The organism is Sphingobacterium sp. BS-2 (genome assembly GCF_046161205.1).
Classification (GTDB): Bacteria; Bacteroidota; Bacteroidia; order Sphingobacteriales; family Sphingobacteriaceae; genus Sphingobacterium; species Sphingobacterium mizutaii.
In genome coordinates this window covers 495821-511726 of sequence record NZ_JBIXGO010000019.1, presented here as the reverse complement: position 1 = coordinate 511726, position 15906 = coordinate 495821, and the positions used below count along the sequence as shown (strand labels likewise).

Below are 15906 nucleotides of genomic sequence, written 5' to 3'. Positions count from 1 at the left end.
TTAATGCTTAAATTAGTTTTTCCAAAGCTTTCTCTACATTCTTTTCCACCCTCACAAGCACATCAGCTTCTTCTGGAATCAGAAATTTCTCTCCAGTAATGTGTTCGTAAAGCTCAATATAGCGCTCAGAAATGGATTTAACAATTTCCTCGGTCATTTCAGGTACTTTTTGTCCATCTTTTCCTTGGAATCCATTTTCAATCAACCATTGCCTCACAAATTCTTTGGACAGCTGTTTCTGAGGTTCTGCCTTTGCTTGGCGTTCCTCATAGCCCTCTGCATAGAAATAACGAGAAGAATCTGGTGTATGGATTTCATCAATCAAATAGATCTGACCGTCTTTCTTCCCAAACTCATATTTGGTATCCACCAAGATCAAGCCTCGCTCAGCAGCAATCTCAGTTCCCCTTTGGTATAAAGCATGGGCATACTTTTCCAGTTGCGAATAATCCTCCTCCGAGACAATCCCTCTTGCAATAATATCTGCTCTGGAAATATCCTCGTCATGACCCACATCAGCTTTAGTTGATGGAGTAATGATTGGCGTTGGCAACTTATCATTCTCTTTTAATCCCTCAGGAAGTTCCACTCCACAAAGCACTCTTCCTCCATCACGGTAGGTTCTCCACAGATGACCTGAAACATAACCACGGATTACCATTTCAACCTTGAAGGGTTCACATTTTTTTCCGATTGTAACATTAGGATCTGGAACGGAAGCGACCCAGTTTGGAAGGATATCAGAAGTGGCAGACAGAAATTTGGACGCAATTTGGTTCAATACCTGTCCTTTATAAGGAATTGGCTTTGGCAAAACTACATCAAAAGCAGAGATGCGATCAGATGCTACCATAACTAGGTAGTCCTCGCCGATGCTGTATACATCCCTTACTTTTCCTCTATAAAATGCTGTCTGTCCCTTGAAATTAAAATTTGTTTCTTTTATTGTATTCATTGTGTGTGCGTCTGAAACGCGTTAATTTAATCTTAAATGTCACCGTAAGCTTCCAAGATCCGTTTCACCAACTTATGGCGAACGACATCCGAACCGCTTAGGTAAATCATGTCTATCCCTTCGATCCCATCCAAAATTTTCACGGCATTTACCAAACCAGATTGGGTCTTTTTAGGCAAATCCACCTGGGTCATATCACCAGTCACGATAAACTTTGCTGTTGGTCCCATACGCGTTAAAAACATCTTCAACTGCATATCGGTAGCATTTTGTGCCTCATCGAGAATAACGAAGCAATTGTCCAAGGTTCTACCACGCATAAATGCCAATGGTGCCACTTCAATTGTTCTGTTTTCAAGATATCCCTTAAGTTTTTCTGCTGGAATCATATCATCCAAGGCATCATATAATGGACGTAAATAGGGATCAACCTTTTCTTTTAGGTCTCCCGGCAAGAAACCTAAGTTCTCTCCGGCCTCTACCGCGGGTCTGGTCAGGATAATACGTTTGATTTCTTTATTCCTTAACGCCCTTACCGCTAGGGCAACTGCAGTATAGGTTTTTCCGGTACCAGCTGGGCCGATCGCAAAGAGAATATCATTCTTATTGATACTGTCCACCATCCGTCGCTGATTTGGGGTTCGAGCACGGACGACGATACCATTTGGACCATAAACGATTGGTTCACCTTTAAAAGCCGCAGCCTTCTGTTCGCCTTCTTCCTTTTCTGCAATTACGGGTTTTACACTCGATACAGATCCTAACAAACTTTCCAATTCCAACAAGGAAAGCGTCTGAAATTGGTTGATATGAGCTAGAATATCATCAAATACCTGTTGAAACCTTGTCCGCTCCCCTTCTTCACCTAAAACCTTCAAGGTACTCCCTCGCGCTACTAGACGTAACTTCGGAAAAGCTTTCTTTATAAACTCAAAATTTTCATTCTGAGCCCCCCACAATGTCACCAAATTGACAACATCTAAATTGATTTCTAATTCGCTCAAATTGTTTCCTAATTAATTTCCTGAATATTTCACGTCCTGTCCGATTGGCGTGCAAATAAAGATATCAAAAAAACGAAAATATTATGTCCTTTTCACTCTTTCTTGAATCAAAAATACAAACTAATTGAGCAGAATTAAAAGCAATTGCAAGTATTAATTCATAATAGATTTAGCAATCGATTTACTTTTTCTATTTTTGTAATTCGCTTAACAAAATAACAATATAATTTTTTTAGCTTCAGGCTTGCTGAACACTATGGGAGTAATTACGTTAACCACCGATTTAGGTCATCGCGATTTTTATCAAGCTGCACTCAAAGGCAGTATCATTTCGCAGTTGCCGAATGTTAGGCTTGTTGACATATCACATGATATCCCTTCTTTCAGTATACAACATGCGGCTTTCGTCATCAACAACGCTTATCCGTACTTCCCTAAGAACACCGTACACTTAATCGGTATCGACACCGTCTTCCAAGAAGACTCCCGTTACCTAGCTATGGCCTACAAAGGTCAGTTCTTTGTCGGTGCTGATAATGGGATCTTCAGTATCATCATCGGAGAAGACAAACCCACTGAAATGGTCGAGATCAATATCATGCAGGATCTGCGGTACCTGCATTTCCCGCTTGCTGATATCCTGACCAAAGCAGCCTGTCATATCGCGGATGGCGGTAAACTCCAAGATATTGGCCTCCCAATCGACAATGCGGTACAGAAAGTTACTTTTCAACCCATCTACAACCAGAACAGCATCAAAGGTCATGTCACCTTCATTGACTCCTTTGGTAATGTCATCAGTAATATCAGCAAGGACCTGTTCAACCAAGTCCAACAAGGTCGAGATTTTATCCTACGATTCAAACGAAACGAAACGATCAGCAACCTGTCTTGGCACTATAATGAAGTTGCCGAAGGCGAGAAGCTATGCCTTTTCGGAATCAGTAATTTCTTGGAGATAGCGATCAACAAAGGCCATGCAAGCCAACTACTAGGACTTTATCAAGATGAAACCATTCTTGTGGAGTTCTTGGACAAGAAATAAGTTTCTTGTCTCCGTCTGAACGATAAAATGTTCCACGTTTTTTTCCCGCCTGCAATCCACTAAACGATAAATTGTTAAGTGTGAATTTTACAGGTAAGTCCCGCTAGAATTTATCCCAATCTCATTCGAGAATCATTCCGAAATTTCCGAACGCGAATCGGATTTCCCCGAACATGTCTCGAATAAGACCAAAAGAAAACCCGAATAAAGAACCCCTTTTCTGACCTTAAAAAACAAAGGCTAGCAAATCACTTTGCCAGCCTCCCAAATTATGGTTATTAGGATTATTTTAACGTGAAATTCGCTTAGAAACCGAATCCAACTTTTAGGGAGAACCTATGCACATCCATTTTTTTGGTCTCCTCATAACCCTCAATGGGATAAGCCTGGATGTAGTCCATGTGGGGCTCAAAAATAGGTGGCTTTTGTTGGGTATATTTAGCTTTAATGGCTTGGTATTGATAACCTAGAGTGAACGATATAAATCCAGTCCCTTCGGATAATTTCAATTTAACACCCAATTCCGGTGCAATCCGTATTCCACCAGCTATATCCGCCTTTCGTCGAGGTTCATCTTCCCAAATAATACCGTAACCTGCATCTAATCCGGAAATTAACCGAGCTTTACCGGGCTCCAAAAAGGTATAGCGTACAGCAAGGGAAATCGGGACCGAGGAAAAGGTATGGATGCCATCAACAGCATATTTTTCGAATCCTGCAGTTCCGCCAATGGCAAGGTCCGGATTCAACAGGTATCCATTAAAGGTTTGGGCTGTAATGCCGGCTTCCCTAAAAGTCATATCATAGGCCATGACCCCAAATTCGGTATGGTTCATATATCTTTTCTCTTGGGCTATTAAAACTTGAATACCGTTCAGTCCTAATAGGAGGACTAAAAACAATTTGAAACATTGCTTCATAAAGGGTTATTTTTTCTGGTTAATGGAAATACAGCTCAATTGTTTCAAATTGGCTTTGTTAGCATAATCAAATTGGCAAATACCTTCAGGGCCGAATACAATCAATGATTTCGGTCCGGCAATGACATCAAAGCTCTTTAGGTTTTCTAAATTCTGCATGATGTTTTTATCAATGGCATTGACATCCGACACCTTGAAGCTCTTCAAACCGAATTGCCCTTCACAAACATAGAGGTGATCACCCGTCAAAGCCAATCCATGTGGGTTTTTAAGCGTATAGCTCTTCAATAACTGTGGTGCGGTCAGATCACGGATATCGACAACCTCCAGGACATTTTGGTTGCCATTACAAATATTACCGGTCCGCAAGGTCACAAAGGCATAATGATCATTGACAACAACAGGATCACATGCAAAGGCATGACTATAGTTAGCAAGCTCTTTTGGGTTCGTTGGGTTGCTGATATCTAAGATATGCATGCCATTATTGGCACCGACAAACAGAGATTTCTTGAATGGGAACAAGGTTTCGATCCCAAAACCTAAACTCACTTCATTGATCAATTTTGGAGCACGGGCATTTTGCAGGTCGAAGTTTTTCACTTTATCCTGGAAAATGGCAAAAAGGAAGTTTTCAGCAATGGCAAACCTTGCCAATGAACCTGCCTGTCCAACGCTGTTTCCACCGCTACCCCCTCCATTTGAAGTGGTATAATCATTTCCTAGATTTTCATAAACCAAATAACGTTGTCCATCCGGCTTATATTCGCGACCATCGGCAAAGCTCACCAAAGAGTCCCGGTAAGCCACCGGTACAGGATCATCATCTCTTAAAACATTAACCGGTTTGTTGTCAACAATATATTTGACTGCGAACACATCCTTTTGCCGATTAACCAAAACAGGCTTGTTGATATTGGAAATGTCAAAGGTCAACAGATCGACGATGTTATCAACATAGAGTAAATCATTTTGAACCCCGAGATCAAAATTCCCAACGATCGGCAGAAAGCCTAGGGCCTTGGGCGTGGCAGGATTGCTATTATCATAAATATGAATACCTTTATTAGGTTCATTGATCAATAAGTAATCTTTATACAGATAAATTTTACCGGTTGCTGCCATCGTTTGAGGCTGAGCCATGCTAATATTGCTTGCCCTGACTTCACGTAAGGTTTTGTAGATGGGAATCTTGGCGATATAGCTTCCCTCGGAGTCAATTTTGTCACAGCCCCAAAAAAGAGAAAATAGCAGGACTGGCAAAATCAGCAATAAGCATCTTTTCACAGTTAGTGTTGTGGATTTCATAAGTTTAAGAATTGGAGTATATAAAATGATATACGTTAATCAAAGTCCAAGTGCTACAGCTGCTTGTATTTTTTCACATGGATGAGATTTCATTGATCAAATCCGGATAAACTGACCAAAAAACGACATCATTACAAAAATAGGCAGCAAAATTGCGGGTAATGAACCCATGTTAAAAAAACAATAAAGCAAGCATCATCCATACGAATATGAAAAAACATAGTCTCTTCATTATAATTGCACTCTTTTTTGTCCAGCTGCTACACGCTCAAGATAGCACGGCGGTCAAGGCAGACTCCTTAACTTTCGAGGCACAGCGCGAGCGCGTGAACCATTTGTTGAATGAACGGAGCCGCCGATTTGGGGAATATGATCAATCCTTGGAGAAAAAAACTGGGGTCTTCGGACTGTTCAAGACCAAGAAGGACATGCAGAAATCCATTGATATCCTGAGGCAGGTTGTACTGAACGACAACAATATCTTTTTGGAAACAAGAAAATTACTAGATCTGAAGGATGCCCAAAGTGAACGATATCAGCGTTTGGCGAATGAATACGACATGCAGGTTTCTGCGTATATGAAAACCATTACCAAACTTCAGAATGAAAATGACAAACTACGGGAGGAGTTGAAATCTATGGAAAGCACGGATACAGGCAATGGCGTGTTGATTTATTTGGCTGTTATCGTCATCATAGCATTAATAATCCTTCTGATTTATCAGTACAATAGGCATAAACCCAAAAAATTGACGGAATAGTGATAAGAAGACCTATTTATATTGGTACTTTTGCTCAAAAAGAGAAAGAAATTAGTACATGGCCAGACCGAGATTGAACAGTGGAGACACCCATTCGGGGGATTTACCCAAACCGAAGCTGAACAAAGAAATTTTCCAGAAAGCATTACGGATATTTTCCTACATCAAGCCTTTTAAATGGAAATTTATAATTGGGATGGTTTTCCTTATCCTTTCCAGTTTGACGATGTTGACCTTTCCTGCGCTTTTGGGTGCTATGATTGATGCAGCACAAGGAAGGGTAAAATACGAATGGCTACCGGCCAGTGTCATGTACATTGGCGGATTATCATTGGTTATTCTTTCCTTTCAATCGGTAATTTCTTTTTTTCGGATCCGATTGTTTGTGGAGATTGCCGAAAAAGCATTGGCCAATATCCGCAAAGATACCTACCATCGCTTGATTACCTTGCCTATTGATTTCTTTGCTAACCGTCGGGTTGGGGAATTGAACAGCCGTCTATCATCAGACCTTTCACAGATCCAGGACACGATGACAACCACTTTGGCAGAAATGCTGAGGCAAACCATTAGTCTAGGTTTTGGCGTAGCCTTATTGATTTGGGTATCGCCTAAGTTGGCTTTGATGAACTTGTGCATCCTGCCCTTGATCATTATAGTGGCGATTGTTTTCGGAAGATTCATCCGAAACCTATCTAGGGAAGCACAGGATAAATTAGCAGAGTCCAATTCTGTCGTTCAAGAAACTTTATTGGGCATCAGCAATGTAAAGGCCTTTGTGAATGAATTCTTTGAATCAAAACGTTATGCAGAAAAGCTGAACCAATCGGTGGCACTAGCGGTAAAAGGCGCAACTTACCGTGGTATTTTTGCCTCCTTTATCATATTTGCCATCTTCGGAGCGGTCATTATCGTAATTTGGTACGGGGCGTCCTTGGTATCCATCCATGAAATTTCAGTTGGAGATCTAACTACATATATCCTTTATTCCATGTTTGTTGCAGGCTCAATGGGTAGTTTCCCGGAGCTCTATGCGACCTTGCAGCGCTCTCTTGGAGCAAGTGAACGTGTCCTAGAAATATTGAACGAGCCCAAGGAAGATATCCAGGTTAGTGATGAGGATAAAGAGATCAAGGTTGAATTGCATGGTGACATCCAATTTGACCATGTCAGCTTCGCCTATCCAACTAGACCTGACCTAACCATATTAAAAGACATTTCCTTTCATGTTGCTGCGGGTAAAAAGTTGGCGATCGTTGGTCCTAGTGGTACTGGGAAATCGACCATTGCTTCCTTGATTTTAAAATTTTACCAACCAAGCAGTGGACAGATCAAGTATGATGGCATTCCTGCAGACCAGTTGGCACTGACCGATATCCGGAACCAAGTAGCCATTGTTCCCCAGGATGTACTCTTGTTTGGCGGGACCATCCGTGAGAACATCAGTTATGGCAATCTGACTGCCGATGCGGAGGACATCATTACTGCAGCAAAACGTGCGAACGCGCATCAGTTTATCATGGACTTCCCAGAAGGCTATGATACGGTCGTGGGTGAGCGCGGGGTCAAATTATCAGGCGGACAAAGACAAAGGATTGCGATTGCTCGTGCCCTATTAAAGGACCCAGCTATCTTGATCTTGGATGAGGCAACCTCTTCTTTGGATTCAGAATCTGAAAGAATGGTTCAACAAGCTTTGATCGAGCTGATGAAGAACAGAACGTCTATTATTATCGCACACCGACTGTCCACTATTCGAGACGCTGATAAGATCATCGTAGTGGAAGATGGCATTATTTCAGATATGGGAAATCACCAAGAATTAATGGAAAAAGGCAGCGGATTATACCATCATCTCTATACCTTACAGTCCCTTCACGTGGTTGAAAGTTAATTTTTGTTAATTTAGGGAAGCAAAAAACATTTTGGCTTATACCTTGTTTATCATTAACAGAACATATTAGACTAAATAGGATAAAATAATAGAATCATGGAAAAAAATAGAAACGGATTAGTGGCATTTGCCTTACTAGGTTTAGCAGTTGGTACTGCAGCATACTACTTATTAGGAACAGAAGACGGAAAGAAACAACTAGATCGTGCGAATGATGGCATAAAGAGCTTAACTAAATCGATCAAGGATCTTTCTAAAAAAGAAGCAAAAAGAGCACAAAAACTTGCTAAATCAGCGAAAGATGATTTAGAAAACCTTAAAGACCGTGCTAAGAATGCTGGCCGTGATGCTTTAGACAAAGCTTCATCAAAAGCAAACGAATGGGCAGGTAAAGCATCAGATGCGGCGCATAATTTAGCAAACAGAGCTGAAGACGCAGCAGACAAAGCGAAATCAGAAATTAAAAACGCTTAATTTCTAGCGCAATCATACATTGCTCAGCAGATTGATTTGTATCTTTGCGATACATGAATCTGCTCGAACAAGTAAAAACATTAATATATAAAGATGTTATTTTAGAATGGCGATCTAAATATGCCATCAACAGCATCTTACTTTATGTGGTATCCACAGTATTTGTATGTTATCAATCATTCAAATCTGTGGATACTATAGTTTGGAACACTTTGTTCTGGATCATCCTCTTATTTGCGGCAATCAACGCCATGAGCCGTAGTTTCATCCAGGAAACCGGAAATCGCCACCTCTATTATTATGCGATCGTTGGACCTAAGGCAATCATCTTAGCCAAAATCATTTACAATTCATTGGTGATGATCTTGATGACCGCCATTGCCTTTATCGTCTATAACCTGATCTTCAAAACCGAAATTGGAAACCTGCCGGTCTATCTATTAAGTATATTCTTGGGCAGCATTTCCTTTGCCACAGTTTTTACGATGATTGCGGGAATCAGTGCAAAGGCAGGCAACAACAGTACGATCATGGCGATATTGAGTTTCCCAGTGATCATTCCTTTATTGATCATCTTGATCAAACTTTCCCGATCTGCATTAATGGGCGGCTTTTTATCGGGCAGCTGGGCTGATATTGCTGTTTTATTGGCAATTAATGTCGTTACAATTGCTATTTCTTTGCTGTTATTTCCTTACCTTTGGCGAGATTGATTTTTGTTCTTATGAAAAAAAGTTGGTGGAAAATTTTAGGGGTTGTCATGGTCGCTAGTACCATAATTGCAGGACTCCTTGGCCCCGTTCCCGTATTATCTATTTTAAATGAAACCATTCGTAATGTATATTTCCACGTTCCAATGTGGTTTACGATGATGGTTTTGTATTTGATATCCCTGATCTATAGCATTAAGTATCTGAATACTGGCAAACGTGAGTACGATTTTATGGCAGTTGAGGCTGTAAATACAGGTATTTTGTTCTGTGCATGTGGATTGATGACGGGTATGCTGTGGGCAAACATAACTTGGGGTGCTCCTTGGACCAATGACCCACAATTGAATGGTGCAGCTATTGCCACCTTGATGTACTTAGCTTATTTAGTACTTCGAAATGCAATGGAAGAAGAGCAGAAACGCGCCAAGATCTCAGCGATCTACAATATTTTTGCTTTCCCGATCATGATCGTATTGATCTATATCTTACCCAAGATGAATGATTCATTGCATCCAGGAAGCGGAGGCAACTCTACTTTTGGGGATTTGGATATGGATAATTACATGCGCCCCGTGTTTTACACGGCTGTTATTGGCTGGATCTTGATTGGTTGTTGGATAGCGAGCTTACGCTACCGTGTTCGTATAATTGAAGATAAAAGAAATAGTTTTTAATATGAGAAATTTCCTATTGTCCCTAGTGGCTTTAATGATCAGCTTTTCGTTGAATGCCCAAGAAAAGGTACAGATGGCTGATGGTCTTCGTGCTGAAGGAAAAATCTATGTAGTAGTAGCGGTGATGCTGGTAATCTTTTTATCGGTTGCCATCTACTTATTTAGCATAGACAAAAGAGTCAAAAAACTAGAAAAAGATAAATAAGGGAGTACACCTCTATGCTGATCAACCAACATCGAACTCTTTCGGGACTGAACGTATTCCTCGTTATTTTTGTTGGTACGGTATTATGCTTGGGGGTCTTCTACCATCTTCCTGAAAAACTAACGCCAGTTTTATTTGAACCTGGACTAGACCGATTGGCTGGCATCCGCTTAGGGTCTAACTTTTCACCATCGGGAAATGTCTTGATCACCTTGGTCCTGACTTTGCTTCAAGCCTTTTCCTTGAATCGGGTGGTAAACCATTTCAACCTATTGGGCAAACCTAGTTTCCTGACGGCATTGATGTTTATGACCTTGGTGAGTCTGTTCATTCCCTTTTTGGTTCTATCGCCTACCTTAATCTGTAATTTCATCACTATTTGGATGCTCCAAAAGCTGTTCAATATCTACAAACATGTGGATATTAAAGGGATCATGTTTGATCTTGGCCTATTGGTGGCATTAGGGAGTTTGATCTATTTCCCATTCATCGTGATGTTGTTATTGATCTGGTCGAGCTTGGTTATTTTCAGACCTTTTTATTGGCGGGAATGGATTACTCCATTATTAGGCGTAATAACGGTTTATTTCCTATTGGCGGTCGCTTATTTCTGGTTGGAAAGAATGGATGAGTTCTATCAGATATTCTTACCCTTTACCTATGCTTTTCCAACGAAACTGAACATGGATGTGCACGATTATTTTGTGCTGATCCCTATCGTTATTTCTTTGGGAGGTTTCTTGTTTATCCTAAAGGACAACTTTTTCAAGAGTGTGGTACAAATTAGAAAAAGCTTTCAGTTATTGTTTATCATGCTGTTATTGATCTTTGGTTCATTTTACCTGAATGAGGAAAGATCGATCAATCACTTTTTGCTCTGTGTACCCCCTCTATCCATTTATCTGGCCTATTTTTTCACGCATGCCAAGGTCAAATGGTTTTACGAAACGCTATATTTAGTCATATTATCCACAATTATCTATTTTCAGTTTTTCTAAACAACTGACCAATAGGTGTTTAACCTTTTTTAACAAACAAAAAGCTTGTGATATTTAAAAAATAGATAGTTTTGTAGCAAAAATTCGGATAATACAGCCATCATATAAGATTTAAGCACATCGATTTGTACAGAAGATATTTTGAAAGAATGATGCAGCGATAAATCCACTTAAAATGTTAGAACAGTTGAAACTATTTTACTCTAATACGTCCTTACTTATTTTATTAGGAATAAGTTCCATCTTACTCTCGAGTACACGCTCTTATGGACAGTCCTCAACCTCACATTCGCCATATTCTCAATTTGGATTGGGACAGATGCGCGAAGATTTACTTCCTCAGACCCGAGGAATGGGAGGGATTTCTACAGCGGTTAGATTTCAAGGCGGCTTACCGGTTTTAAATATTTCAAACCCTGCATCCTATTCTGGATTCAACAGAACGATTTTAGATGCTGGACTGTATGGCAACGTGACTCAATTGCAAAAAAACAACCTGACTGACCATACTGCAGACTTTGCATTCAGTCATTTTGCGTTTGGATTCTCTTTGAACAAGAACAATGGACCAAAATTAGGCGGTATCTCCTTCGGATTGATGCCCTATTCTGATGTAGGTTATAGCATTTCATCTAAAAGAGATATCAGCAATACCCCTTATTTGACCAAATTGGTTGGGGAAGGTGGCTTGAACAAAGCTTATGTGGGTTATGGGGTATCTCCATTCAAGAACTTCAGCATTGGTGGTAATATCGGTTTCCTATTTGGTAACCTTTATGACAAATCCATTATTGAGTTCCCAAGCAACTACGATTTCTACAACACCTCCAAGACCGATACCAGAAGAGTTACCGGTATTGTCTATGATTATGGTGCACAATATTTCATTCCATTGGGAAACAGAAAGAACTTAACGATTGGTTATTCAGGATCATTGGATAATTCAGTAAAGAGCAAGGTTTCTACGATTGTGACCCGTACGATGACCGGAACTGGAAACATTACGGAGCAAGTTCCTATTGATACTTCTTATTCCGATATTTTATCAAACCGTAAAATCAACTTACCTTTAAGACATAATGTAGGTTTTACCTTCAGCAAAGGTGTCAACTGGATGGTTGGTGCAGACTTTAAATATGCAGATTGGTCGAAGTACCAAGTACGCCAAGGTGAAGATCCATTAGGCAAGAATATTGGTTTTGCAGTGGGTGGACAGATCAAGCCAGATCCAACCTCTTTGAATTATTTAAAAGTGATCGATTACCGTTTAGGTTTCAGATATAACAAAACACACATGACCATCAACCAGCAACGTATCAATGATATGGCGGTGACAGTGGGACTAGGTTTACCATTACCAGAAACAGGCTTTGGTAGGACCTTCTCGAATGTGAACATTTCGGCTGAGTTTGGTCAACAAGGAACAATACAGAGCAATTTGGTGCGGGAGCGATATATCAATATCAACTTAGGCTTCACCATCAATGATGCTTGGTTTATCAGAAGAAGTTACGATTAACAAATGCGAATTACAGCAATGAAAATATCGAGAATATTGCCCCTAACAATTGTTTTGCTAGGGGCAATCTTGTCAATTGCCTGTGAAAATGACACCAAGGACATCGATCGTTTGGCGAATATCAAGCAGGAAGAGGCTGTGGATATATCCAAGGATGTAACGGTGGTATACAGTGATTCGGCGAAAGTAAAGGCGGAATTAAAGGCACCTGAAATGCGGGTATACCATGACAGTACAGGAAATTATGAATTCAAGAAAGGTGTTTTGATCATATTCTTTGATGATCAAGCCAAGGAGATGCAAAGGGTGACCTCCGAGTATGCTTTGCAGAAAAGGATTGAGGGATTGACTGAATTCAGGAAAAATGTGGTGATCACCAAGGTTGATGGGACGATTATCAAGACGGAAGAGTTGATTTACGACGAAAAGAACAAGAAATATTATGGTAGCCAACCCATTACCGCTGAATATAATGATGGCCGGACCTCTGCGCAGGGCACATCATTTACAGCAGATGCAGATTTCAATGACATTCGATTCATGAATGGTACTGCTATTCATATTCCATCGGCAGACTCCCAACTTCCTTCATTTGGGAACTAGCAGAAATTGAAGGAATTGGCGAAAAGAAAATAGAAATAGGCTAAATATAAATTTTTACCTTATTTTTTTATAAAAGTTGTATCTTGCGCCTTGTTTTTAAGAAAAACAAATTAATTAAAATATTAGCATAAAATTATAGAATATCGTTATGGGATTAATGACCTCTTTGCGAAACCGTGCGGGCTTAGTCATTTTCGTGATTGGTTTGGCAATTGTTGCATTTTTATTGGGTGATGCCATCAATGTTGGTACCCCATTTTGGCAAAGAAGCCAAAATGAAGTGGGTAGTATCAATGGAGAAGGTATTGATTATCAAAGCTTCAATGGACAAGTTGACCAAGCAAGCCAAATGTATCAACAACAGATGGGAGGGGCTGCCTCACCACAGATGCGCGGATTTGCGGTTCAACAAGTTTGGAACCAATTTTTAACACAGAACTTATTAAATCAAGAAATTGATAAAATCGGTCTACAAGTAGGTAAGGAAGAGTTGAACAGCTTATTGTTCGGCAACAATCCTTCTCCACAGATCATTCAAGCCTTCACTAACCCTCAGACTGGACAGTTTGACAAGAACTACCTTTCAGCGGTTATTGAACAAGCGAAAACTAACCCAGAGATGAACGCTCAATGGGAAGGTTTATTAGAGAATGTGAGAAACGAACGTTTAAACCAAAAATACACGAACTTAATCAACAACAGCATCTACACCACTTCTTTAGAAGCTGAATATGATTACAATTCACGTAATAAGCTTGCTAACTTCAAGTATGTGATGTTAGACTATGCATCGGTAAAAGATTCAGAGATCAAATTGACAGATGCTGACTACAAGGAATATTATGACAAAAACAAAAATGCGTTCAAAAATCCAGAGGAGATTCGTACGTTAGAGTATGTTTTGTTTGATGCAAAACCTAATTCGGCTGACTCAGCATTGGTATTAGGCGAGATCCAAAAATTGAAAACTGAATTACAGGCTTCAACCAATGATTCAAGCTTTGTAACGATCAACTCGGAGAACAAATACCCAGTAAGATATTATACAAAAGGTCAATTGAGTCCAGCATTGGATTCAGTAGCTTTCAAAACAGCAGCTGGTACCGTTGTAGGTCCATTCTTGACTCAGAATGTTTATGAGATAGCGAAAGTAATCGCAGTAAAAAACAGTCCGGATTCAGTGAATGCAAGTCATATTTTGATCAATCCAGCTACAGAAGGTGGTGTTGATAAAGCGATGGCGAAAGCAGATTCCATCAAGAACTTGATTCAAGGTGGAGCCAACTTTGCAGCATTAGCTGTTGAATTTAGCGCAGACCCTAACAGTAAGAACAATGCTGGCGAGATCGGTACATTAACTCGCGGAGCATTCCCTGAGCTAGATGAAACGTTATTCGAAGGTAAAGCTGGAGATGTAAAAGTAGTATCGACCAATTATGGTGTGCATATCGTTAAGATCAACAGACAAATTGGAAATTCTCAAATTGCTAAACTTGCTATTGTAGACAAGAGTATCAATTCAGGAAAAGAAACAACAGATGCTGCTTATTCAAAAGCAAATCAATTCTTCACAGCAGCAAACAAGGATAACTTCAACGATATCGCAAAACAACAGAATGTTGAGATCTTGAAAAATGACCGTACGGTTGCTATGGACAATATGTTAGGTGGCGTTGAGGTTCCTAGAGAGCTTATACGTTGGGCATTTGAGGCTAAAAACGGTGAGACCAGCGACAAAGTTTATGAAACTACAGATAACTTTATCGTTGCTAGAGTAACCAATATTCAGCCGAAAGGCATTCAACCATTGGAATCAGTTAAGACCTTAATTGAGCCAGTTGTTAAAAATCTAGTTAAAGCACGTATGTTGAAAGAGAAAATGAACAATGCTTTGTCAGGAGCTGGGAACATCGATCAGGTGGCTCAGAAATTAGGCAAGAATGTTCAAACTGTAGACAACGTGGTTTTAGCAAACCCAGTAATTCCAGGAGTAGCTGTTGAGAACGCTGTCGTAGGTACAGTATTCGGTTTACAGCCAAACAAACCATCGAAGTCTATCGAAGGAAAACAAGGTGTTTATGCTGTTCAAGTAGCAGGCTTTGTAAATCCTAAGGCATTAGCGGGTGAGGAATTGACTACACAACAAAAGCAGATCACAGACGCAAAATCTCAGCGTGCATGGGGAACAATCTTGAAAGCCCTACAAGACAACGCCAAGATTGTTGACAATCGTATTAAATTCTATTAACATAGAATTGTTTAAATTTGCAGCTGGATGACGAATGTTATCCAGCTTTTTTTATTTTTATAGAAATGGACATTCAAGAAAACATAATAAACAAGGTCGCACAGAGCGGGTTGATTACGATTGATTTGGCAGAGCATGCTCCAAAAGCTGCTATTGAGATTTATGATATCAAGGATAATTTATTTCATGGTCTAATCTTAAAGGAAAAAGACTTCAGGGAATTCATCAAGAGCCATGATTGGTCCCAATATAAAGACAAACATATTGGCATCATCTGTTCTGCAGATGCGATCGTGCCTACATGGGCCTATATGTTGCTATCCACAAAGCTGGCCGACCAAGCCCTATCCATCCATTTTGGCGATGAGGAATATGTACGCAAGGTCTTATTTGACCATGCCCTATCTACATTGGATTATAGCCAATACCAAGATCAACGGATTGTGGTTAAAGGATGTGGTGATATTCCGGTTCCAGAGTCTGCTTTTGTTACATTCACAACACAATTAAGCAAGGTTGCCAAGAGCGTTATGTATGGCGAGCCCTGTTCGACTGTTCCGGTATTCAAGCGAAAATCTTAAACTT

At 40.1% G+C, this 15906-nt stretch carries 16 protein-coding genes; 12 read left to right on the top strand and 4 right to left on the bottom strand.

The genetic code is table 11. The features are described 5' to 3' along the window. Nucleotides 1–7 precede the first annotated feature (7 nt). Nucleotides 8–955: a phosphoribosylaminoimidazolesuccinocarboxamide synthase gene (locus ACK2WI_RS14125; protein WP_312697350.1), complete on the bottom strand. Its 948-nt coding sequence runs from the start codon at nt 953–955 to the stop codon at nt 8–10. Nucleotides 956–987: 32 nt separating this feature from the next. Further along, entirely contained in the window at nt 988–1959 is a 972-nt protein-coding gene (locus tag ACK2WI_RS14120) for a PhoH family protein (protein WP_093100641.1), read from the bottom strand. Nucleotides 1960–2215: 256 nt separating this feature from the next. Here ACK2WI_RS14120 and ACK2WI_RS14115 point away from each other — a divergent pair, with 256 nt between their 5' ends. Continuing rightward, nucleotides 2216–3004, top strand: coding sequence for an S-adenosyl-l-methionine hydroxide adenosyltransferase family protein (locus ACK2WI_RS14115; protein ID WP_093100642.1), 789 nt, complete (start codon nt 2216–2218; stop codon nt 3002–3004). Nucleotides 3005–3309: 305 nt separating this feature from the next. On the opposite strand, the gene ACK2WI_RS14110 is transcribed toward ACK2WI_RS14115, so the two are convergent. Together ACK2WI_RS14110 and ACK2WI_RS14105 are read right to left on the bottom strand one after the other, a co-directional pair. Continuing rightward, nucleotides 3310–3924 carry a hypothetical protein gene (locus ACK2WI_RS14110; protein WP_409151410.1) on the bottom strand — a complete coding sequence of 205 codons (615 nt, stop codon included), beginning with the start codon at nt 3922–3924 and terminating at the stop codon, nt 3310–3312. A gap of 6 nt (nt 3925–3930) precedes the next feature. Further along, the gene (locus ACK2WI_RS14105) at nt 3931–5232 is read right to left on the bottom strand and encodes an LVIVD repeat-containing protein (RefSeq protein ID WP_409151409.1); all 1302 of its coding nucleotides are present in this window, start codon (nt 5230–5232) and stop codon (nt 3931–3933) included. A gap of 209 nt (nt 5233–5441) precedes the next feature. On the opposite strand from ACK2WI_RS14105, the gene ACK2WI_RS14100 reads away from it, so the two are divergent. The 11 genes from ACK2WI_RS14100 (at nt 5442) to ACK2WI_RS14050 (ending at nt 15902) form a co-directional block, all read left to right on the top strand. Next, nucleotides 5442–5993 (top strand): hypothetical protein, encoded by a 552-nt coding sequence (locus tag ACK2WI_RS14100; protein WP_093100647.1) that lies wholly within the window; start codon nt 5442–5444, stop codon nt 5991–5993. Between the two features lie 58 nt (nt 5994–6051). Further along, nucleotides 6052–7887 carry an ABC transporter ATP-binding protein gene (locus ACK2WI_RS14095; RefSeq protein WP_093100649.1) on the top strand — a complete coding sequence of 612 codons (1836 nt, stop codon included), beginning with the start codon at nt 6052–6054 and terminating at the stop codon, nt 7885–7887. A gap of 96 nt (nt 7888–7983) precedes the next feature. Next, complete coding sequence (locus ACK2WI_RS14090; RefSeq protein ID WP_093100650.1) at nt 7984–8361, top strand: YtxH domain-containing protein; 378 nt, start codon at nt 7984–7986, stop codon at nt 8359–8361. Nucleotides 8362–8414: 53 nt separating this feature from the next. Then, the gene (locus ACK2WI_RS14085; protein ID WP_093100652.1) at nt 8415–9074 is read left to right on the top strand and encodes a heme exporter protein CcmB; all 660 of its coding nucleotides are present in this window, start codon (nt 8415–8417) and stop codon (nt 9072–9074) included. Nucleotides 9075–9085: 11 nt separating this feature from the next. Continuing rightward, entirely contained in the window at nt 9086–9748 is a 663-nt protein-coding gene (ccsA, locus tag ACK2WI_RS14080) for a cytochrome c biogenesis protein (RefSeq protein WP_093100653.1), read from the top strand. A gap of 1 nt (nt 9749) precedes the next feature. Further along, nucleotides 9750–9953 (top strand): CcmD family protein, encoded by a 204-nt coding sequence (locus ACK2WI_RS14075; RefSeq protein WP_093100655.1) that lies wholly within the window; start codon nt 9750–9752, stop codon nt 9951–9953. A gap of 14 nt (nt 9954–9967) precedes the next feature. Beyond that, the gene (locus tag ACK2WI_RS14070) at nt 9968–10951 is read left to right on the top strand and encodes a DUF6427 family protein (RefSeq protein ID WP_312697345.1); all 984 of its coding nucleotides are present in this window, start codon (nt 9968–9970) and stop codon (nt 10949–10951) included. 175 nt (nt 10952–11126) lie between these two features. Further along, nucleotides 11127–12470, top strand: coding sequence for a hypothetical protein (locus tag ACK2WI_RS14065; RefSeq protein WP_409151408.1), 1344 nt, complete (start codon nt 11127–11129; stop codon nt 12468–12470). A gap of 18 nt (nt 12471–12488) precedes the next feature. Continuing rightward, complete coding sequence (lptC, locus tag ACK2WI_RS14060) at nt 12489–13073, top strand: LPS export ABC transporter periplasmic protein LptC (RefSeq protein ID WP_236736560.1); 585 nt, start codon at nt 12489–12491, stop codon at nt 13071–13073. Nucleotides 13074–13221: 148 nt separating this feature from the next. After that, complete coding sequence (locus tag ACK2WI_RS14055; RefSeq protein ID WP_312697343.1) at nt 13222–15321, top strand: SurA N-terminal domain-containing protein; 2100 nt, start codon at nt 13222–13224, stop codon at nt 15319–15321. Nucleotides 15322–15386: 65 nt separating this feature from the next. Continuing rightward, entirely contained in the window at nt 15387–15902 is a 516-nt protein-coding gene (locus ACK2WI_RS14050; RefSeq protein WP_169918970.1) for a DUF2480 family protein, read from the top strand. Nucleotides 15903–15906: the final 4 nt, after the last annotated feature.

Excerpts from the sequence above, each read along its gene's own strand:
- ACK2WI_RS14125 (WP_312697350.1), bottom strand. The coding sequence starts at position 955 with ATGAATACAATAAAAGAAACAAATTTTAATTTCAAGGGACAGACAGCA.
- ACK2WI_RS14115 (WP_093100642.1), top strand. The coding sequence starts at position 2,216 with ATGGGAGTAATTACGTTAACCACCGATTTAGGTCATCGCGATTTTTAT.
- ACK2WI_RS14110 (WP_409151410.1), bottom strand. The coding sequence starts at position 3,924 with ATGAAGCAATGTTTCAAATTGTTTTTAGTCCTCCTATTAGGACTGAAC.
- ACK2WI_RS14105 (WP_409151409.1), bottom strand. The coding sequence starts at position 5,232 with ATGAAATCCACAACACTAACTGTGAAAAGATGCTTATTGCTGATTTTG.
- ACK2WI_RS14100 (WP_093100647.1), top strand. The coding sequence starts at position 5,442 with ATGAAAAAACATAGTCTCTTCATTATAATTGCACTCTTTTTTGTCCAG.
- ACK2WI_RS14095 (WP_093100649.1), top strand. The coding sequence starts at position 6,052 with ATGGCCAGACCGAGATTGAACAGTGGAGACACCCATTCGGGGGATTTA.
- ACK2WI_RS14090 (WP_093100650.1), top strand. The coding sequence starts at position 7,984 with ATGGAAAAAAATAGAAACGGATTAGTGGCATTTGCCTTACTAGGTTTA.
- ACK2WI_RS14085 (WP_093100652.1), top strand. The coding sequence starts at position 8,415 with ATGAATCTGCTCGAACAAGTAAAAACATTAATATATAAAGATGTTATT.
- ccsA (WP_093100653.1), top strand. The coding sequence starts at position 9,086 with ATGAAAAAAAGTTGGTGGAAAATTTTAGGGGTTGTCATGGTCGCTAGT.
- ACK2WI_RS14075 (WP_093100655.1), top strand. The coding sequence starts at position 9,750 with ATGAGAAATTTCCTATTGTCCCTAGTGGCTTTAATGATCAGCTTTTCG.
- ACK2WI_RS14070 (WP_312697345.1), top strand. The coding sequence starts at position 9,968 with ATGCTGATCAACCAACATCGAACTCTTTCGGGACTGAACGTATTCCTC.
- ACK2WI_RS14065 (WP_409151408.1), top strand. The coding sequence starts at position 11,127 with ATGTTAGAACAGTTGAAACTATTTTACTCTAATACGTCCTTACTTATT.
- lptC (WP_236736560.1), top strand. The coding sequence starts at position 12,489 with ATGAAAATATCGAGAATATTGCCCCTAACAATTGTTTTGCTAGGGGCA.
- ACK2WI_RS14055 (WP_312697343.1), top strand. The coding sequence starts at position 13,222 with ATGGGATTAATGACCTCTTTGCGAAACCGTGCGGGCTTAGTCATTTTC.
- ACK2WI_RS14050 (WP_169918970.1), top strand. The coding sequence starts at position 15,387 with ATGGACATTCAAGAAAACATAATAAACAAGGTCGCACAGAGCGGGTTG.